Source organism: Puniceibacterium sp. IMCC21224, from assembly GCF_001038505.1.
In the GTDB taxonomy this organism is placed as follows: Bacteria; Pseudomonadota; Alphaproteobacteria; order Rhodobacterales; family Rhodobacteraceae; genus Puniceibacterium.
This window is the reverse complement of record NZ_LDPY01000001.1, coordinates 113,420-132,247: the sequence shown is the minus strand read 5'-3', so window position 1 is coordinate 132,247 and position 18,828 is coordinate 113,420. Positions and strand designations below refer to the sequence as shown.

The 18,828-nt window shown below is 61.1% G+C and carries 16 protein-coding genes; 5 read left to right on the top strand and 11 right to left on the bottom strand.

From position 1 onward, the window contains the following. Positions 1 to 76: 76 nt before the first annotated feature. The 7 genes from addA to regB form a co-directional block, all read right to left on the bottom strand. Positions 77 to 3,460 carry a double-strand break repair helicase AddA gene (gene addA / locus IMCC21224_RS00605; RefSeq protein WP_047993679.1) on the bottom strand — a complete coding sequence of 1,128 codons (3,384 nt, stop codon included), beginning with the start codon at positions 3,458 to 3,460 and terminating at the stop codon, positions 77 to 79. Then, positions 3,457 to 6,390, bottom strand: a complete 2,934-nt coding sequence (addB, locus tag IMCC21224_RS00600) for a double-strand break repair protein AddB (RefSeq protein WP_047993678.1) — start codon at positions 6,388 to 6,390, stop codon at positions 3,457 to 3,459. Before addB ends, addA begins: the two co-directional genes overlap by 4 nt. Then, positions 6,383 to 7,066, bottom strand: a complete 684-nt coding sequence (locus IMCC21224_RS00595; protein ID WP_047993677.1) for a nucleotidyltransferase family protein — start codon at positions 7,064 to 7,066, stop codon at positions 6,383 to 6,385. The genes addB and IMCC21224_RS00595 overlap by 8 nt, the downstream gene beginning before the upstream one ends. Continuing rightward, on the bottom strand, positions 7,051 to 8,037 hold the full coding sequence (locus IMCC21224_RS00590; protein WP_047993676.1) for an aminoglycoside phosphotransferase family protein: 987 nt from the start codon (positions 8,035 to 8,037) through the stop codon (positions 7,051 to 7,053). Before IMCC21224_RS00590 ends, IMCC21224_RS00595 begins: the two co-directional genes overlap by 16 nt. Beyond that, positions 8,034 to 8,510 (bottom strand): tRNA (adenosine(37)-N6)-threonylcarbamoyltransferase complex ATPase subunit type 1 TsaE, encoded by a 477-nt coding sequence (gene tsaE / locus IMCC21224_RS00585; RefSeq protein ID WP_047993675.1) that lies wholly within the window; start codon positions 8,508 to 8,510, stop codon positions 8,034 to 8,036. Before tsaE ends, IMCC21224_RS00590 begins: the two co-directional genes overlap by 4 nt. A 41-nt stretch (positions 8,511 to 8,551) precedes the next feature. Continuing rightward, the gene (locus IMCC21224_RS00580; RefSeq protein WP_231581988.1) at positions 8,552 to 10,096 is read right to left on the bottom strand and encodes a PAS-domain containing protein; all 1,545 of its coding nucleotides are present in this window, start codon (positions 10,094 to 10,096) and stop codon (positions 8,552 to 8,554) included. Positions 10,097 to 10,188: 92 nt separating this feature from the next. Continuing rightward, positions 10,189 to 11,586, bottom strand: a complete 1,398-nt coding sequence (gene regB, locus IMCC21224_RS00575) for a sensor histidine kinase RegB (RefSeq protein WP_047993674.1) — start codon at positions 11,584 to 11,586, stop codon at positions 10,189 to 10,191. A 104-nt stretch (positions 11,587 to 11,690) separates the two neighbouring features. Between regB and IMCC21224_RS00570 the strand changes: the two genes are divergently transcribed. Next, positions 11,691 to 12,302 carry an SCO family protein gene (locus tag IMCC21224_RS00570; RefSeq protein WP_053078855.1) on the top strand — a complete coding sequence of 204 codons (612 nt, stop codon included), beginning with the start codon at positions 11,691 to 11,693 and terminating at the stop codon, positions 12,300 to 12,302. A gap of 81 nt (positions 12,303 to 12,383) precedes the next feature. Beyond that, the gene (locus IMCC21224_RS00565) at positions 12,384 to 12,938 is read left to right on the top strand and encodes an ActR/PrrA/RegA family redox response regulator transcription factor (protein WP_047993673.1); all 555 of its coding nucleotides are present in this window, start codon (positions 12,384 to 12,386) and stop codon (positions 12,936 to 12,938) included. Positions 12,939 to 13,067: 129 nt separating this feature from the next. Here the strand turns inward: IMCC21224_RS00565 and IMCC21224_RS00560 are convergent, their stop codons facing one another. Further along, a complete protein-coding gene (locus IMCC21224_RS00560) occupies positions 13,068 to 13,541 on the bottom strand; it encodes an N-acetyltransferase family protein (RefSeq protein ID WP_369795977.1) in 474 nt (157 codons plus the stop codon). Continuing rightward, entirely contained in the window at positions 13,538 to 14,131 is a 594-nt protein-coding gene (locus tag IMCC21224_RS00555) for an HD domain-containing protein (protein WP_047993672.1), read from the bottom strand. The genes IMCC21224_RS00560 and IMCC21224_RS00555 overlap by 4 nt, the downstream gene beginning before the upstream one ends. Before the next feature lie 280 nt (positions 14,132 to 14,411). Between IMCC21224_RS00555 and ahcY the strand changes: the two genes are divergently transcribed. Both ahcY and IMCC21224_RS26320 read left to right on the top strand, forming a co-directional pair. After that, positions 14,412 to 15,803: an adenosylhomocysteinase gene (ahcY, locus tag IMCC21224_RS00550; protein WP_047993671.1), complete on the top strand. Its 1,392-nt coding sequence runs from the start codon at positions 14,412 to 14,414 to the stop codon at positions 15,801 to 15,803. A gap of 392 nt (positions 15,804 to 16,195) precedes the next feature. After that, positions 16,196 to 16,849, top strand: coding sequence for a PRC-barrel domain-containing protein (locus IMCC21224_RS26320; RefSeq protein WP_053078854.1), 654 nt, complete (start codon positions 16,196 to 16,198; stop codon positions 16,847 to 16,849). Between the two features lie 66 nt (positions 16,850 to 16,915). On the opposite strand, the gene IMCC21224_RS00540 is transcribed toward IMCC21224_RS26320, so the two are convergent. Continuing rightward, complete coding sequence (locus IMCC21224_RS00540; RefSeq protein WP_082135277.1) at positions 16,916 to 17,488, bottom strand: HD domain-containing protein; 573 nt, start codon at positions 17,486 to 17,488, stop codon at positions 16,916 to 16,918. 319 nt (positions 17,489 to 17,807) lie between these two features. On the opposite strand from IMCC21224_RS00540, the gene IMCC21224_RS00535 reads away from it, so the two are divergent. Further along, the gene (locus tag IMCC21224_RS00535; protein WP_047993669.1) at positions 17,808 to 18,149 is read left to right on the top strand and encodes a DUF2853 family protein; all 342 of its coding nucleotides are present in this window, start codon (positions 17,808 to 17,810) and stop codon (positions 18,147 to 18,149) included. Positions 18,150 to 18,419: 270 nt separating this feature from the next. Here the strand turns inward: IMCC21224_RS00535 and IMCC21224_RS00530 are convergent, their stop codons facing one another. Continuing rightward, positions 18,420 to 18,815, bottom strand: coding sequence for a DUF1761 domain-containing protein (locus IMCC21224_RS00530; protein ID WP_047993668.1), 396 nt, complete (start codon positions 18,813 to 18,815; stop codon positions 18,420 to 18,422). Between the last annotated feature and the right edge of the window lie 13 nt (positions 18,816 to 18,828).

Here is an 18,828-nt window from a genome sequence, read left to right as displayed (position 1 = left end):
CTCCTAGCAGCTTGGGAATGGGGGTCCAGCACCCCCGCTTGTCTGGTAGTGAAAGTATGGACCCGCACCGGCAACGTCAAGGCATGCCCGCACGATCAAGCGCTTGTGTGATCAGCGCGGCAGGCATCGGCATGTAGTGGGCGGTTTCGGTCCAGAGGATGCCAACCTCGATCGCGCGTTCGGGATAGATTTGCGCCAGAATCGCGGCATAGGCCCCCAACTGACGCAACAACCCGTCCGGGCAGGCCTGGGGCGTTGCCGGCACTGTGTGGTTGGTTTTGAAATCGACGGCCGTGACCTGTGTATCGGTCACGATCAGCCGGTCGATCACCCCAGAAAGCCGCGTTTCCATTTCGGGAATTGCGGCAGTCAGCTGCACTTCGGCCAGAGTTTCAGGCGCGAAGAACGGCGCGAGGTCGGGCAGGTCCAACAGACGTATGGCACCGGCTGTCAGCGCCTGCGCTTCGTCGTTTGTTGTGCTCTTGTCCAACCGCGACAGGATCAGCGGCCCGATTTCCGGGCGCTTGCGCGGGTCAATGGCGGGCAGGTGCTCCAACAGGGCGTGAATCAGGGTGCCGCGTCGCTTGGCGGCTTCCTCGCTCAGGCCGTCCATGCCGGGCAGCGCCTTGGGCCCGCCCAGGTCCGACGGGCTGAGTGTTGGGGCGGGCAGCTGCGGCTCTGGCGCTGGGCGGGAGAATTGCGGTGGCAGGTCAACGGTTCGACGTTGCACGGTATCAGGGATCTCAAGGTCCAGGACGGACCAGTCGGTCTGACCCAGAACCAGACCGTCGCCACCACCAAGGTCGCCGAAATCGTAGGGATGCGGTGCGGCTCCCGAACGGCGCATCCCTTCGGACACCTTATCGTACCAAGCCTCGCCCTTTTTGCCCAAATCACCCGCCGCCGCCACGATCAGCCAGCTTTCGGCGCGCGTCAGAGCCACATATAGCAGCCGGTCACGTTCGCGCGCTTCGGCCTCTTTCGCCGTGATGGACAGGCTGTCGTGCAGCGGAGGCATCTGATCCGAGGTTTGTTTCCACACGGCGTCAGCGCCGTGGCGCAAAAGATTGCCACGCAGCGTCGTGTTCGGCTGGGCGCAGTCGGGCAGGATGACGATGGGCGCTTCCAGCCCCTTGGCACCATGCACTGTCATCACCCGGACGCGTTCCCCGGCACTGTCCGCGGCGCGCTTGATCTCAAGATCGTCACTCTGCATCCATTGCAAAAAGCCGGTCAGCGACGGCACTGCGGATTGTTCGAATGCCAGTGCCTGTTGCAGCAACGCGTTGATCCCGTCTTCGGCCTCTTCCCCCAGCCGTCCCAGCAGCCGTTTGCGGCCGTTGTGCCGGGTCAGGATGCGTTCGATCAGGTCGTAGGGCCGCAGAAAGTCGGCCTTGGCGCCCAGATCATCGAGTATCGCCATGGCCTGCGGAAATTCGTCCCGCCGCTCGCGCAGCGCGATCCAGAGGTAAGGCGCGGTGCGGCGATGCGCGAGGTCAAAAAGCTGTTGCTCGCTCAGACCAAACAGTGGAGACCGCAGCGCGGTGGCCAGCGCCAGATCATCCTCAGGTGTGTCCAGAACTGACAGCAGCGCGCCCAGATCGCGCACCGCCAGTTCCGCCGTCACCTTGAGCCTGTCAGCCCCGGCAATCGGCAGCCCCGCCTGTTTGCAAGCGCGGATGATCTCGATGAATAACCGCGACCGGCCGCGAACAAGGATCAGGAAATCGCCGGCGTGGATCGGTCGCGCGGTGTAGCTGCCGGTCTGGCCCTGTTCCACGGGCAGGGGTTTGCCGATGCTGTCGGCCATGAAATGGGCGATACGCTGGGCCAGAACAACGGTGTGGTGCTGTCGGCCGACCTGATCGACCGGCTCGAACCACGGCCCGTCCTTGTCATCAGCCGTCTTTTCCACCAGCGGCCACAGATCGACCCGGCCCGGCATCTCGGATTTAAACGCGCGGTGCTGTTGTTCGGTGGAGAACCCGGCATCGTTGCGCCCGGCAAACGTGTTGTCTACCAGCCGCAGCACCGGCTCGGCCGAGCGGAAGCTGAAATCGAGCGTCAGGTTTGACAGCGGGGCATCGGTTGCGGCAAGCCGTTCGGCAAAATCGGCGCGCATTCGGTCAAATTCGTCCGGGTCCGCGCCTTGGAACGAATAGATCGACTGCTTTTTATCACCAACGACAAAGATCGTGCGGCGGATGTCGGTGCGGGCGCCGTCGCCGCTGGTGAATTCCTGTGCCAGACGGGTGATAACCTGCCATTGTACCGGGCTGGTATCCTGCGCCTCGTCCACCAGAATGTGGTCAATGCCGCCATCAAGCCGGTAGAGCACCCATTCAGCCACCGCCCGGTCATTCAGCAGGGCGCTGGCCTTGGCGATCAGATCGTCAAAGTCGAGCCAGCCGCGCCGCTGTTTTTCGGTGGCATAGGCGGGCAGGAACACTTGGGCAAAGCGGTGCAGCGCGATATCCCGATCAGCGGCTTGCTGCGACAGGCGCAACGGGCGCGCGGCCTCAACCCGCAGCATCAGCGCGTCGAGCTGCGGCATCAGATGGTCTGCGGCTTTGCGAACACCCTTAGTCGGGACGCGTGCCAGGTTGGCCTGTCCGGCGTTTTCGCCGGTTTTCAACAGCAGCGCATCTTCCAGCCGGTTCAGCGATGCCATGTCCGCGCCAGTGACCGCGTCCAGCTTGGCGGCGGTTTTCTGATCGTTGGGTCCGCTGGCAGCCAGATGCGGCACCAGTTCGGCCAGAAAGTCGACCTCACCCCCCAGAAAAACCCCGGCAAGCAGACTGTCACGGTCCAGCCCGTGGGGCAGATCATAGAGCGCGCGGACTGCGGCATCATCGCGTGGGGGCAGGAAAGCGGCTGTGTTCTGCACCAGATCGCGCAGCAGTTTTTCCAAATCGTCCGTCGTGAGATACGCGGCCAGATCTGCAACCACCTGCGCCTGCGGACCGTCCGCGATCCGGTCAAGCAGTTCGGCGCGCATCAGTTCCGCCGCGCGATCCTCCATCTCTTGAAACTGGGGGCTGACTTGCGCCTCGAGTGGGAAGCGGCGCAACAGTGACGCACAGAACGAATGGATGGTCTGAATCCGCAATCCGCCCGGCGTCTCAATCGCGCGGGCGAACAGTGTGCGGGCCTGATTCAGAAACTGCCCCGATGGCACCGTATCGACCCCAAGTTCGCGCAATTCGTCCCGCAGCGGTGCATCATCCAGCATTGCCCATTTTCCCAAGCGGCGGAACAGGCGGTTCTGCATCTCGGACGCGGCGGCCTTGGTGTAGGTCAGGCACAGGATATGTTCGGGCGACACCCCGTTGAGCAGTAATCGCGCCACGCGGTCGGTCAGCACCCGAGTTTTACCTGACCCGGCGTTGGCTGAAAGCCATGTGGACAGATCCGGGCGGGCGGCCTGTACCTGCCGTTCGGTGGCCTCGTTTCGGATCATGTCAGCACCACTAGCTGGGCGGGCTCAGACGTCTCCCATTCGCCATAGCGCGCCAGATGGTCATAATCGGATATGTCGTTTTCGGACAGCAAAGCCCGCCGCGCGGTATAGCCCTGTTCCTGCGTCGCATATATGCTGATCAGGGTCTGAAATTCGGCCCAGACCTGTTCTGTGGTCACCTCGTCCAGCGGGGCGGGCGTTTCCGATGGTGACGCGCTGAGCGACAGAAATGTGGCGCGTTCAGTATGGCGCGAACCAATGCCGTCAAAGCCGCCATTCTCAACCATCGCGGCTTCGAGCAGCAGTTGTTTGTCAAACAGTCGCTGTTGCGGCGTGGTCGGCGCGGCGCCAGTTTTGTAGTCATAGATATGCGCGTTTCCGCGCGTGTCGATGTCCATGCGGTCCGCCTTGGCCGTCAGGGTAAAGACAGGATCGTTCAGGATCGCGCGCCCACTGACCTCCAACCTGTCGGGATGCGGCTGGGCCAGCGTTTGCCGCGTCCGTTCGGTCGTGACGAACCAATCGGCAATCCGGGTGATCCGAGCCTGCCAGAGATGGCGGATGGCCGGAAACGGGATCTGTTCAGCGATGATATCTGCGCTTAGTCGGGTCAGGATGTCGGTGCGCAGGCGGGCAGGGTCGGCCATGATGTCGCGCAGGAATTGTTCCATCACCTCGTGCAGCACGATGCCGCGCAACAGCGCGTCTGGCGCGCGTTGCAACGGGTTGAGCGGGCGCAGACGCAGCACATGCCGGGCATAGATCGCATAAGGGTCGCGGATCAGGCGCTTGATCTCGGTCACCGACAACTGGATCGGTCTGGCCGGGACGGGTGGTGCGGGGGACGGACGCGGGGCGGGATCCGCAGGGATCGGTGTCTCAAGAGTGCGCGCCAGTGCCAGCCAGTGATCGCCGCGGGCCTTCATCCCGGCCAGGGCCGCGGGACCATTGCGTTCGGGCAGGCCGGTCATCAGGTTCATCAGCCGGTTCAACCATCGCGATGGCACCGTCTCGGCATCGTCGGATTTTGCGGCGCGGGTCAACCAGACCTTGGGCGCGCCAATGGCCTGTTGAAAGTCATGCGCCGACAGTCCGATGCGCCGTTCAGGCAGCAACAGACCCGCATCTGCGCGCATCCGGCGGTTCAGCCAGGGGTCCGCACCGGGCAGTTCCGGCCAGCTCCCCTCATTCAATCCGCCAAGGATCAGCAGATCAGCGCCCATCACCCGCGCTTCGAGCGTGCCCCAGATCAGGATGCGCGGATGCGGTGCGTCGCGATCGCGCACCTCTCCGTCCGCCAGAACAGCACCGAACAGATCGGCGTAGTCACGTGCCTCAAGCGTGCCACCATGGGGTGCCTCGGTGATCAGGGTATCGACCAGCCTGCGAACCTCGCGTCCCGCGGGCTGGGCCCATAGTTCACCCGCGTCGTCCGAAGCAGAGCCGGCGGCAATCGTTTCGGCCCGTGCGATATGCCTGTCCAGCCAGGTGCCGAGTTGCAGAGCGGTGCGTTCCGGGGGCTCGACAAAACATTGCACGATCCAGGCGGCCCAATCTTCGGCTTCGTTCCTGGCACCCCAATCGGTGATTTGTTGAGCGCTGGGATAAGGCCAGCCATCGCGCCGGATCCGCAATTCGAGCTTGCGGGTCAACAGCAGATGGTCCCGCCGCCCCGTCCCGGTGTGGGTCAGTGGGTGCTTGAGCAGGGTGATCAGCGCCTCAGCGGTCAAGTCCTGCTGAAACAACGTGGCAATGTGCCGTAAGAGCCGTCCCGGCGGGGTCAGTTGCGGCGGCGTGCCGGCGCTGTCGTCGGGCAGGATGTCCCAACGATCCAGCGCAGCCGTGACCTGCCGCGATAGCATTCGGTCCGGGGTGATCAGCGCCGCTGTCTCGCCTGTTTCGGCGGCTTCGCGCAGACGCAGCGCGATGGCCAGCGCCTCGTCCCGCCGGGTCGGGGCGTCAATCAGGGTAATGTCGGCCGTGGTCGTGTCGAACATTGGCAGATCCGGCCCCTCGGCGCGCCATTGGTCTGTGACCGGGGCGGGGCGCAGCGCCAGCGACACCAGCCTGTTGCGTGCGGCGTTGGGCGGCGGCGTGTCGGTCCAGGGGATCACTGTGTTGGGCGACTGGTCCAGATTTTGCAGCAATCGGGCGAACCGAAACTGCGGATGGTCTTCGCCGGTCAAGGGGTTGTCCAGTTCCTGCCACACATCCGGGGGTGTGTCGAAATCGAAACCGGGCAGGATCACGGCCCCCTGCGGCAGACGCGCTACGGCCTGCATCAGCCGTAATGTGGTGCCGCGTGACCCGGTTGATCCGGCAAGGATCACGGGATGACGCGGTGGGGCAGTTTTCCAGTCAATCAGTCTTTGTTCCAGTACAATCCTTTGCAACGCGGTGCTGTCCGGCACCTCATCACTGGTATCAAAATACCGCTGCACGATCCGCAGAAAGCTGAGCGCGCGTTGCCAGTGGCCGGACTGATCGCTAACATCCAGTGCCTCGATGGCGGCGGGGGACACAGCCTCGATCTGCATCTCGTCCATGACTCCCGCCAGACTGTCAGCCAGATCATAGAGCGCTGAACGCGGGGCAAGGTCGGGCTGTGATTCAAGCAAACGGGCGATCAGTGTCACCAACTCTAGCCGCCGCCGCAGTGGCGAGACGGGTTCGGGCAGGCTGCTCAGGCTGACCGGATCAGAGAGATCCGTCAGCAACCGGATGCGCGGCAGCAGCGTCGCGGAGCCGGCATCGAACAAAGATATCAGGCGGCGACGCATACGTGTGGTGTTCACGATCAGTTCGACCCGCGCCATCGCTTCGGGGGGGTGCTCGGCCAACCGTTTGCGCAGTCCGTCGATCAGGGCGGCCGGAAAGTCGATACCGGGGGCGAGTCCGAAGACCCGTGGGCTGTCTGTTGGATCAAACATCGGCGTCGGCCAGCATCGCTTCGGCCATGGCGATACCTTCGGGATGGCCGACATCACACCAGCGACCGGGATAGGTCAGACCAAACAGTTCGCCGCGCGTCGCCATGTCGTTCCAAACGACATTCAGGGAAAACGCGGATTTTGCAATTGTCGCCAGACCCTCGGTGCACAGGATTTGCGCGCCAGTATAGACCAGATCACCGCCACGACTAAGCTGACCGTCAGCAGAGCACCCGAAATCACCGCCGCCTTTGCGCCCGATCGCGCGGCCCAGGGGAACACAGAGCAAAAGTGCCTTCATCCGCGCAGGATCCCAGGCATCGGCGAGCAGGCGTAGCGGGTTGGGCCCGGACCACACCGCATCGGTGTTGAGGGTAAATACCGGGTCCGCCCGCAGCAGAGGCAGCGCCACGCGTAGTCCGCCGCCAGTGTCCAGAATCTGCGGTTGCTCGTCCGAGATGGCAACGTCGCGACCAGCCAGGTGCGTCGCCAGTTGATTGCTACGATAGTGCGTATTCACAACCCGGCGCAGCGGGCCAACGGAGTCGGTCAAAGCCAGTGCATGGTCGATCAGCGGCACGCCAGCCACCGGGATCAACGGTTTGGGCTGATTGGCGGTCAGCGCACCCATTCTGGTGCCGAACCCAGCGGCAAAAAGCATTACTGCGTCGGGCATGGGGTTTTCAGTCTTTCTACAATGGGTGCGGTCGGTTCCGGCAGGCAGTCAACAATCAGCGGCGCAATATCGCGCAGCGCAGGGTGTTTCAGGTCTGCCATCAGATGCCCCCACACGCGCGGGATGAGGTCGATATAATGCGGTTTTCCACGGGACGCGGCAAGGCGGGCAAAGACGCCAAGAATGCGCAGATTGCGTTGCGCCCCCAGTACGGCGATCGCGGCGCGAAACGGCTCTTCGGCGATACCGGTTGCGGCAATATAGTGTCGAATTGCAGCCTCGGCAGTGTCGGGGGAAACGTCGCGCCGCGCATCCGTCAAAAGCGAGGCAAGATCATAGGCGCGGTGCCCTGCAAGCGCATCCTGAAAGTCGAGCAGTCCGGTGCGCGCTGTGGCGCTGCGATCGGGCAGCCAAATCAGGTTCTCGGCGTGAAAATCGCGCAGGATCATGACATCTGTGTCGGGGGCATAGCGGTTCAGCGCGCTGTGAAACGCGGCGATGCAAGCCTGTTGCGCGCCCGTGTCGCTATGTCCGGTGGCACGAGGGAGGTAGTGCAAAAAGGCAAGATCGGTCATCTGCGCCAGACGCGAGGGATCAGCAATCGGCAGGGTTCGAGGCGGGGGATACCTGTGAAGCGCAATCAGCGCCTCGGTCGCGGCGAGGTAGAGCGGGGTTTCATCCGACGGATGCTGTTCGCAGAGCCGGGCGAAAAGCGCGTCCCCCAGATCTTCGATCAGCAGCAAACCTTGCTGGGCATTTTCGGCGTAAACCTGCGGCGCGCTAAGGTTCAAGCCGCTCAGATGCCGCGCCAGTTGCGCGAACAGGGTTACATCGCCTTCGGGATCATGCATCAGGATGGCGCGGGTCGAGCCGCGGACCAGACGGATATAGCGGCGCGATGAGGCGTCACCGGCCAGGGGAAATTGCTGTGCATCCTGCCAGCCTACGATGGTCAGAAAGTCCTGGATCATGCGAGGGCCTGCGCGATGATGCCCGCCCATCGTGGCGCGCTCCAGGTAAAGAGCAGATCGCGGCTGTCGTCGGCGTCGCCCGGCGCGGCGAACGATATCTCCAGCGCGTCTGCGGGGGTCAGGGCGGCCAACCTGTCGGGCCATTCGACCACGCAGATCGCCGTCTCAAACGCATCGGTCAGGCCCAGTTCCACGCAATGATCGGGATCGTACAGGCGGTAGAGGTCGGCATGCCAAAGCTCGCCCGCGTCGGTGTCGTATTGCTGCACCAGGGTAAAGGTCGGCGAGGGGACATCCTCGGGTTCGATCAATCGGGATTGGATCAGGCAGCGCGCGAAATGGGTTTTGCCTGCGCCAATTTCGCCCGATAGCAACAGCACATCGCCCGGACGCAGATGCGCGCCAAGGCGCTGCGCCAAAGTACAAGTGCTTTCGGGGGATGAAGCATGGAATAGGGCAGTGGATTTGCGCATGGCGCGAGATTACCCACCCGGCCCCCGGCTGCAAGCCCGTATCAGGTCCGGTCGTCGAGATGCCCGATCAAGTCTGCGGATGATGCCTGCTCTATTCTCTGATCTGCGTCGGCGGGCTGCGCGGTAAACCGGACCACTGTGGCGCCGCCCGACACCGAATCGAGGCGGCACAACAGATGTTCCCCGTTGGTGCGTTTCACATTGGTGGACCATTGGTTGCGATCAGACAGGCTAAGCACCATGTCGCGTATCTTTTGCCAGACCGGAGTCGGAACACAGGCACCCTGCCACAGTCGAATAGCATCGAGAATTGTCATTGCTGCAAAGGCGCTGTCGGGGTCCGTTTTCCACATATCGCGGTAAGCGTCGTTGCAAAAGGTCAGCACACCCAGGGGCGAAAACACTGCCACGGCATCGTCGAACACTTCTATCACCGACTGGTTCAGCTCAAGCTCGCTCCGGAACCGGCGGGTGAGCGAAATTTCGGCGCTGATATCTTCGAGGAGAAAGGCGACGGCGCCATCGGGATGCGGCCGTCCGGTGATCTTGTATGTAAGGCCCGAGGGCAGGGTCCACGTCTCGGAATAGCGGTCGTCCGTCGCGGCCGCAACGAGCGAGGCCATCTGTTCGCGCCAGCCGACATAGTTCTTGGGCTCTGGGATCATGCGATTTTCGCGCATGTGGTCAAAGAACGACAGCAGGTTGGGCCGTCCGCTGAGGAAATCGGCCGGTAGCGCGGTCAGGTCGATCAGCGCCGGATTGAACAGCGCCAGTCGACGGTCGCGGTCAAAGATCGCCAGGCCAATAGGCAGATGCGCAAAGGTTTTTGCCAGGGTCTGGACAAAATTGCGCTGCGCGGTTTCGGCGTTCACAATGGCGTCGATGTCCACGGCATAGTTCAGCCAGGTATCGCTGGATTTGATCGAGGTGACCTCGAACCAATAGCGTTTATCCTGGGTCGAACCTCCGACATTGGCGCGGGTCTTTTGTGGCATCGCGTCTGGGGGCAGCGTCAGGTCGAACAGGTTGCCCTGGGGATCGTCGGGAATCATCCGCCGGGCAAAATCGACATATGCCGCGTTCGACCACAACACGCGACCGGCTGAGTTGCATTGCCAGACCGGATTGGGCAAGGCGGCCATGGCGGTGCGCAGCAACTCGAACTCGGTATGTTCAATCGCCAGCTTGTGGATGTCGGCAAGCGTGGGATCCCGCCCCCGCAACGAGATCCGAAAGTCGCCCGCTTCTGGGGTGAGTTGGAGAATGGTGTCCGGGTTGTCGATGGCCGCGAATTGTTGCGGCGTTTGCGGTGGCTCTGGTGTCAGGTTGGGGAACCGTGATGACAGGATGTTATATAGGCAAGCCCATTTGAACTCCTGCCCGACGGGTTGTCCGATCATCCGCCAAGCTGCTGTTGTCGCGTTAAAGACAAAACCGTCGCGAATCAGAAAATCGACATCCGCCACACCCGAGTCACGGGCCCGGACCGGGCGTTCGGGCCGCAGCGACGAGCGCAGCAAAAGCACCCCAATGATCGCAGATAGACAGGCACCAAGGCCGGCACTGAGTATCAGATATGTCTGCAATTCAGATCCCACCACATGGCGATTGGCTGTTCATGACCAGAGTGATTAAGCTCAGTTAAGATCAGGTTAAGCTTACAAAGACAATGGCGTGATCACACTTCGATTGGCCGGTTTTCTCCGATCCCGGCGCTGTGGTTGCCGGTTTCCGGGACGATTCTGGCGCGGGGCCAAATGACTTCGACGATTGCGCCACGCCGCTCACCTTGGGTTGCGGGCAGCAGGAAAGGGTCGGTGCCATTGGCAAAACTCAGCTCGGCTCCGGTGCGCTCAAGCAGGGTCTTGGCGATGAAGAGGCCCAGACCCATGCCCTCGTAAGCCGGGCGCGACAGGCGGTCGGCCTCGCTGCGGCGCTTGCGCACAAAGGGTTCACCCATGCGGCCAATCAGATGCGGTGGAAAGCCGGGACCATCGTCGAGGATGCGGATCGAAATTGTACCATCGCTCCACCCGGCTTCGATCCAGATGGTGGCGCGGGCAAAGTCTACGGCGTTTTGTATCAGGTTGCGCAGGCCGTGGATGATCTCGGGTCGGCGCAGGATCTGGGGTTGCTGCGCATGTCCCCCCGGATCGGGGATTTCCTGAATCACGATGTCCTTGCCGCGATCCTGATGCGGCTCTGCTGCCTCACGGATCACGGCGACCAGCGGCGCTTGCCGCATGTGCAGATCGTCCTTGCCCGCGCGGCCCATCGACCGCAAAATATCGCGGCAGCGGTCTGCCTGTTCGCGAATCAGCCGGGCGTCGTCCTGTTGTTCCGGTCGGTCGGCAAGATCTTCGATCAACTCGGACGAGGTCAGTTTGATCGTGGCGAGCGGGGTGCCAAGTTCATGCGCCGCGGCAGCAATGACCCCGCCAAGATCGTTGAGTTGTTGCGCACGCGACAGCGCCATCTGCGTGGCGGTCAGCGCGTCGCCCATCGCATGCATTTCGCGGGTGATCCGACGGGCGTAGACAGAAATAAAGATCAGCGCGATCGAAATGGCCGCCCATTGGCCAAAGACAAACATGTCAGGCAGTCGCAGAACTTCGCCCTCGGTGGTGTGCAGCGGCAAATGAAAGAACACCAGCGCCGAGACCATCGCAAACGCGGTGGCAACCAGCAGCACCGTGGACCGCAGTTTCAGCACTGCGGCGGACACGGTTACCGGGCCCAGCACCAGCAGCGAAAACGGGTTGTGCAGGCCGCCAGTGAGGTAGAGCAGAAAGCCCAGTTGCAGCAGGTCAAACATGACCATCGCCAGATTTTCGCTTTCGGTCAGGCGCTTGTTTTCGGGAAAGACAAAGATCGCGACCATGTTGCCGATGACCGACACCCCGACGGCGAGGTAGCACAACCCCAGTTCCAGTTCGAGATCGTAAAGGTTGCGTGCAACGGTCAGCGCGCTGAGCTGGCCGATGATGGCGATCCAGCGCAGCAGGATCATCGTGCGCAAACGGATCCAGTTGCTGCGGTTTACTTCGCCCAGCAGGCTGATTTCGGTCATCGACATCTGCGGTGTTTCGCCCCTTTGACCCCACGCGCTCAATTGATAGGTCTGCGGTACTGGTTAATCAACGACTCCGTCGCACGGGCCGTTTGCACAAGGGACACGCAATGCTTCGCATCGCCGCTATATCCGCTTCGGTTGCTATCACCGCCCTGATGGTGGGCACCTGGTACGTCACGGCGCCCGGCGGCGGGGGCGATGTCTTTGCAAACTGTCGCAGTGGACAGGTGGCGGGGGATATCGGCGGGCCGTTTACCCTGATCAACGGCGATGGTGAGACGGTCACCGACAAGGATGTGATTACGCGGCCGACGCTGCTGTATTTCGGCTATACCTTCTGCCCGGACATTTGCCCGATTGACGTGGCGCGCAACGCCGAAGTGACCGACATCATGGAGGAGCGCGGTGAGACGATCACGCCTGTGTTCATCACGATCGACCCGAAACGCGACACTCCTGACGTGGTAAAGGCTTACGCGGCGAATATGCATGAACGGATGATCGGCCTGACCGGCAGTCCAGAGCAGATCCGGACAGCGAGCCAAGCCTACCGGACCTATTCCAATGTGCATGACACTGGCGACGCGTATTATTTGGTCGACCATTCGACCTTTACCTATCTGGTGCTGCCCGAGCAGGGATTCGTCGATTATTTCCGCCGCGACGTATCCGCCGATGAGATGGCTAACCGGGTTAGCTGCTTTCTGGAAAACGCCTGAATTTTCAGGAGTATTTGACCAACCCCCGGCGGCGGGGTAAATCTGTTCGACGCGATGAGCGGGCGGCAAGGAGGGCGGGATATGACGGAACGGGCTTTGGACGAGCTTGGCAGTGACCGAACCCTTTTGCTGGTCGATGATGACGAGCCGTTTTTGCGCCGCCTTGCCAAGGCGATGGAAAAGCGCGGGTTTGAGGTCGAGATGGCTGGATCGGTGGCGGCGGGATCAGCCATCGCGACGGCGCGCCCCCCTGCCTACGCGGTGGTGGATCTGCGGCTTGAGGATGGCAACGGCTTGGATGTGGTTGAAGTGCTGCGCGAAAAGCGCCCGGATTCCCGCGTGGTAGTACTGACGGGATATGGCGCGATTGCGACAGCGGTCGCTGCGGTCAAGATCGGGGCGACGGATTACCTGTCCAAACCTGCGGACGCGACCGACATCACCAACGCGCTGCTGTGCAAAACCGACGACCTGCCGCCACCGCCCGAAAATCCGATGAGCGCAGATCGCGTGCGATGGGAGCATATCCAACGGGTGTATGAACTGTGCGACCGCAATGTGAGCGAAACCGCGCGGCGGCTGAACATGCATCGGCGGACCCTGCAACGGATCCTGGCCAAACGCAGCCCGAAGTAGCAGGGCGCGGCTTGTAAATTTCGATTTTGAGGTCGTGGCCTTCGGTTCGGGAGTGGGTAATTTCGAACGGGCAAGCCTGTGTCTGGCGTTGTATTTGCGTATTTTTGAAGAGAAGAAGCTGGGGACGGTTCACAGGATGAAGCGTTTCATCACCCGGGGGGCTACGGGGGCGTCGGCTATGGTGTTCCAATCCTCGAAACCGCGGCTTTGATAATAGGCGATGCCGCTGCCGTTGTCGGTGCGGATGGTGGCGTTGATCCATTTGAAACCAAGTCCACGGGCGGCCCGCGCTGTTGCATCGAACAGGGCTGATCCGATGCCAAGCCCGGTGCGCCCCGGCTGCACGAAGGTGGCGATTGTACAGGCTTGGGGCGGCAGGTCGGAATGCGGCTCGATCCACTGGAAACCGAGGATCTTTCCGCTGTCCGATTCGGCGACGTGCCAGGCAGCGCGGTCGGGTGTAGCGGACATCCAGTTCGCAATGTCGCTGCGGGTCATGGGATCAACAAAGGCTGTGGAGCCGCCGATGGCGATGATTTCATTCAACAGCCCGGCCATTTGCCGTGTATCAAGTGTGCCCGCGCGCCGGATTGTCAGGGTCAAAGCTGAGCCATCAATGTGCGGTGTCGCGCTGTGAATTCGACCCGTACGTCCAGCGGCGGACGCAGCCGGATCGCGAGATCGTTCATGAGTTCGGGGGCTGGGCGGCCAAAGAATTTATCAGCCTCGACCTTGGAAAAGCCTGCGATCTGGGTTGCCTCCATCCAGGCACTGATGCGGTCGGCACGCTTGATCTGTTTCTTGACTGTGGCGGGTATCTGCGCAGGCAGACCAAAGCGGATGTGAATTGCCGCCGTCAGTCGATCATCGAGCGCGCCGTAACTGGGCCCGACCGCGGATTTGACCGGTGAAATCATGTCGCCGATCACGTATTCCGGGGCATCATGCAGCAAGGCGGCCAATTGCCATTTGACCGGTGCGGCGGGGCACAACCGCGAATACAAGGTTTCCACCAACAGCGAATGTTCTGCCACGGAATAGGCAAAATCGCCGCGTGTCTGGCCGTTCCAGCGCGCGACAAAGGCAAGGCCGTGGGCGATGTCCTCGATCTCGATATCGACCGGGGTAGGATCCAGCAGATCGAGGCGGCGACCTGAGAGCATGCGTTGCCAGGCACGGGGAGGTTTGGACATGGTGTGGACCTGTTCAGGGGCGGGTCAGTGCACGATATCCACGTTTCGCACAGACGCAGTAGCCGCGCAACTTGGTGATTTTTGAATGCAATGGTTGCTGATTGCGGTTCAATCCGCGACCTGTCGGCGTTCCCAAGCCCCGCATTGGCGCGGAATCCGTTGATAGGGATGCGCGAAAAGGCGGACCTGATGTTGACGCGACTCTGATGCAGGTTGTCCCGCAAATCAAGGGCTGCTACGTCCTCAGGCAACGGACTGACACCAGATTGGAGCGCCGCATATGGCACATGATTATATCGTCAAGGACATTGCACTGGCCGCGTATGGCCGCAAGGAACTTGATATCGCGGAAACCGAAATGCCGGGCCTGATGGCCCTGCGCGCCGAATATGGCCAGAGCAAGCCGCTGACAGGGGCGCGTATTGTCGGGTCGCTGCACATGACAATCCAGACCGCCGCGCTGATCGAGACGCTGGTGGCGCTGGGCGCGGATGTGCGCTGGGCCTCGTGCAATATCTTTTCGACGCAGGACCATGCGGCGGCGGCAATTGCTGCGGGCGGAACACCGGTCTTTGCGATCAAAGGTCAGACGTTGGTTGAGCATTGGGATTACCTTGATCGGTCGTTCATGTTCCCCGAAGGCGCGAACATGATCCTCGACGATGGTGGCGATGCGACGTTGTATGTCCTGTTGGGCGCACGCGTAGAGGCGGGCGAGACTGGCCTGATCGACGTGCCGACCTCGGAAGAGGAAGAGGCGATCTTTGCGCAGATCAAGAAGCGCATGAAAGAGACGCCGGGCTGGTTCACCAAGACGCGCGACGCGATTCAGGGTGTGTCGGAGGAGACCACGACCGGTGTTCACCGCCTTTATGACCTGCACAAGAAGGGTCAGTTGCCGTTCCCGGCGATCAATGTGAACGACAGCGTCACTAAGTCCAAGTTTGACAACAAGTATGGTTGCAAGGAATCGCTGGTCGACGGTATCCGCCGTGCCACCGACACCATGATGGCCGGCAAGGTTGCTGTTGTGCTGGGCTACGGTGACGTCGGCAAGGGCTGTGCCGCGTCGTTGCAGGGCGCCGGTGCCCGCGTCAAGGTGACGGAGGTCGATCCAATCTGCGCGCTTCAGGCGGCGATGGACGGGTTCGAGGTTGTCCGGCTTGAGGATGTGGTCACCACCGCCGACATCTTTGTCACCACCACCGGCAACAAGGACGTGATCCGCATCGAGCATATGCGCGAGATGAAGGATATGGCCATCGTCGGCAACATCGGCCATTTCGACAACGAAATTCAGGTTGCCAGCCTGAAGAACCACAAATGGACCAACATCAAAGAACAGGTGGACATGATCGAGATGCCCAACGGGCACCGTCTGATCCTGCTCTCCGAAGGGCGTTTGCTGAACCTCGGCAATGCCACCGGCCACCCGTCATTCGTGATGTCGGCATCCTTTACCAATCAGGTGTTGGCGCAGATCGAGTTGTGGACAAAGGGTAACGAATACCAGCCCGGTGTCTTTATCCTGCCCAAACATCTGGATGAAAAGGTCGCGCGCCTGCATCTGGAACGCATCGGTGTGCGCCTGACCGAACTGAACGCCGAGCAGGCCGCCTATATCGGCGTCTCGCCTGAGGGACCATTCAAGCCCGAGCATTACCGCTACTGACAACGCCAGACTTTGGGAAACTGAAAGCGCCGTCCAGATATCTGGGCGGCGTTTGTGTTTCTGGCGGCAAAAAGGACGGCAAGCCGACCAAACGCAGCTGCATTTGATTGGTTGCAAGGTTGTATGTACCGACAAAATTCGGGCAATTTCCTGCCACCCGCAGCGCCGGTCGCCGTTTATGCCCGCGCCGGGTGCCGGTTTCACGCCCCGAACCGAATTGTGGGAAAGTTATTTTCGCTAGATCTTTAGTCTGAGCGGCAGACTCATAAGGAGCGCGCGGGAACGCGGAATCCAAGCTGTTGGTTCCACGCAAAATTATTCAATCGGCGGAAACCCCCGGCGGGTCTGGCGCATTGTATTTGCATAACGTCAACGACACTAGGAGATGAACGATGACACTCAAGAATATGATGATCGGTTCGGCAGTTGCTGCTCTCGTCGCTGGGGGCGCCATTGCTCAGGAAACATCGACCGAAGCACCCGCACCGCTGGTGCCGTCGGCAGAAGTCGAAACCCAATCCGATGCGACCACCGATGGCACCGAAATGGGCACCGGGTCTGATATGACGGCTGAAACGCCGGTCATACCGGATGCTGATGTCGAAGCGGATACCGAGATGTCGACCGATATGCCGGTTGCACCGGACGCCGGGACCACGCTTGCCCCCGAGACTGGTATGGCGGCCGAAACCCAGCCGACTCTGGGCGATGACATGGGCGCAGACCCGCTCCCGAACGATGTCGCTGAATTGACCGTGGACCAAGTTCTGGGCATGACCGTGACCGGTATTGACGACGAAACCATCGGCGAGATCGACTATGTTGTTGCGCAGCCCGACGGTCCGGCTTTTGTGATCGGTGTTGGTGGGTTTCTTGGCCTTGGTGAATACACCGTGGCGATCCCCGCTGACCAGTTTTCCGTGACCGAAGACGGTTATCTCAAGCTGGCGTCGATGACCCGGAGCGATATCGAAGCGCAGCCTGAATTCGACGAAAGCGGCGTTGAAGGGCTGGAAGGTGACGTGGTGATCGGCAGCCTGTCGTAAGCCACGTCATCGAACAGAACAGTTGCAGGGCGCGCCAAACTTGGCGCGCCCTTGGCACGTCGCGGATCAGGTGCCTAGCGGCGACACAACCCCGTCTTGCAGAACCACAGAGTCATAGGCTTTGCGGGCGAAAACGGCGCGGACCATCGGTTCAAAGTGATCAAGGGGCAGGGCGTCATAGGCCGGATCAAAGGATGACTGATCCCAGCGTTCGCAAAACGTGGCGCAGCTGTCAAAGCAAGGGTGGTCGCGAAACCGTTCGCGGGCGTTGCGGTCCCAGCCGTAGTGGTGGCCGTAATATATCATCTGAAAGATGCCGTGATGTTCGACCACCCAGGCCACATCCCAGCGCACAAAGGGGCGAATCACTTCGGCCGAAAATCGGTCGTGGTTCTGCGGAGCGAGCCCGTCGCCAATATCGTGTAACAGCGCGCCGACAATCCAGTCGATGTCCGCGCCATCCCGTTCAGCCCGTGTGGCAGCCTGTAGCCCGTGGGTCATTCGGGTGATCTTGTACCCTTCCAGCGTCGCTTCATCCTGGCGGCGCAACTCGTCCAGAACCCGGTCAGCGGTCAGCGCAAGATACGGTTTTTCAAGTGTTTCCAGCAGGTGATAATCTTCGGCGGTGCCGTCCTTCATCTGGGTAAAGCTGACTGTATCGCGGGTCATGGGCTGATTTCCTTTCGGATCGGTGTGGGGCGGCAAGGGCAGTGTAGGATCAGACGCTCGCCGGATCAAAACGCGGGACGCCGGTGCCCGCTGATTTTGTCCGGTGGTGGACTTGGACGCCCACACAATTGTCGATGCTGATATGCTAGATCGCAAGTGGGGGGAACGCCGGGGGATTATCCCCATTGTCAGACGCGGGTAATGTCGTCACGATATCGGCGGGTCGAAAGCAGACCAGAACACTCGGGTATAAGACGGGCAGCGCCCCGCACATAGGGAAAGAGGACAGATGGGAAAACGTGATGATCTGATCGCCAAATATGCGGACGATCTGCGCAGCAAATGCGGGATGGAACCGGATATGGCGCTGCTGACCAAGGTGACGATCGGCTGTGGTCCCGCGATCTACAACAATGACGCATCGACGGTGGCCGGATCACAAGCGTCCGAGCTTGAGACGGTCAAAACCAATTTCCTGATCAAAAAACTGGGCCTGGCCGATGGACCAGAACTGATGGATGCGATCAATTCGGTGATTGATGTCTACGGAAAATCCGAGCGCAACAAATATCGCGCGGTGGTCTACTATATGCTGACCAAGCATTTCGGCAAGGAAGCGGTGTACGGCTGAGCGCATCCGCAGCCTTGCACGAGTGACGCTAACCTGTGAGGGTTAAGGGAGCCTTGCCAATATGGCTTGCATTGCGCGGACTATGAAATTGTCGGGTGTCGGGTTCTGCGTTAAGTATCGGTGATACAGGCCAGAATGGCCGGAACCTGATTTTGATCACGATAGGTGCTGTGGGAGCGCCGGGGTGACAGAGGGGGTTCTGGCCGATTGGTCAGGACCCCCTTTTTGGGTATGCATCTGCACGATCTTGGTAGGCAGGGAATGCTGTGATCAGAATAGCGTTAGCACCAGTCCGATGATCGCACAGCCACAGGTCGCATAGCCGCCGTCGATCAGCGTCAACCGAAAGGGGCGCATCGCGTAGGCGTTGTTGATCATGATCCAGGGGCTGATAAAGAAGAGTCCGATACCCAGACCCGACAACAGCCCGCCCCCGGCGGTGGTGATGCCCGAGCTGGCAAAGATGTGCCGCATCATGCCCGCCACCAGAATCATCGCTATCGCTGACAGCAGGAACGGCAGTTTTGATCCGTCGCCTTGCGGTTTGCCATCTGGCCCGCGTGCAATGCCCACTGCAGCCATCCAAGGGTTGGCCAGCGTCATGTACCAGGCCGCACCAACGGCAAAGCCCGCGAAGGCCGCCACCAGAACTGATAGAATACCCATAACGCGCCCTCTG

What these genes read in the sequence shown, in the direction of transcription:
- addA (WP_047993679.1), bottom strand. Translation starts at nt 3,460, where the DNA reads ATGATCCGAAACGAGGCCACCGAACGGCAGGTACAGGCCGCCCGCCCG.
- addB (WP_047993678.1), bottom strand. Translation starts at nt 6,390, where the DNA reads ATGTTTGATCCAACAGACAGCCCACGGGTCTTCGGACTCGCCCCCGGT.
- IMCC21224_RS00595 (WP_047993677.1), bottom strand. Translation starts at nt 7,066, where the DNA reads ATGCCCGACGCAGTAATGCTTTTTGCCGCTGGGTTCGGCACCAGAATG.
- IMCC21224_RS00590 (WP_047993676.1), bottom strand. Translation starts at nt 8,037, where the DNA reads ATGATCCAGGACTTTCTGACCATCGTAGGCTGGCAGGATGCACAGCAA.
- tsaE (WP_047993675.1), bottom strand. Translation starts at nt 8,510, where the DNA reads ATGCGCAAATCCACTGCCCTATTCCATGCTTCATCCCCCGAAAGCACT.
- regB (WP_047993674.1), bottom strand. Translation starts at nt 11,586, where the DNA reads ATGTCGATGACCGAAATCAGCCTGCTGGGCGAAGTAAACCGCAGCAAC.
- IMCC21224_RS00570 (WP_053078855.1), top strand. Translation starts at nt 11,691, where the DNA reads ATGCTTCGCATCGCCGCTATATCCGCTTCGGTTGCTATCACCGCCCTG.
- IMCC21224_RS00565 (WP_047993673.1), top strand. Translation starts at nt 12,384, where the DNA reads ATGACGGAACGGGCTTTGGACGAGCTTGGCAGTGACCGAACCCTTTTG.
- IMCC21224_RS00555 (WP_047993672.1), bottom strand. Translation starts at nt 14,131, where the DNA reads ATGTCCAAACCTCCCCGTGCCTGGCAACGCATGCTCTCAGGTCGCCGC.
- ahcY (WP_047993671.1), top strand. Translation starts at nt 14,412, where the DNA reads ATGGCACATGATTATATCGTCAAGGACATTGCACTGGCCGCGTATGGC.
- IMCC21224_RS26320 (WP_053078854.1), top strand. Translation starts at nt 16,196, where the DNA reads ATGACACTCAAGAATATGATGATCGGTTCGGCAGTTGCTGCTCTCGTC.
- IMCC21224_RS00540 (WP_082135277.1), bottom strand. Translation starts at nt 17,488, where the DNA reads ATGAAGGACGGCACCGCCGAAGATTATCACCTGCTGGAAACACTTGAA.
- IMCC21224_RS00535 (WP_047993669.1), top strand. Translation starts at nt 17,808, where the DNA reads ATGGGAAAACGTGATGATCTGATCGCCAAATATGCGGACGATCTGCGC.
- IMCC21224_RS00530 (WP_047993668.1), bottom strand. Translation starts at nt 18,815, where the DNA reads ATGGGTATTCTATCAGTTCTGGTGGCGGCCTTCGCGGGCTTTGCCGTT.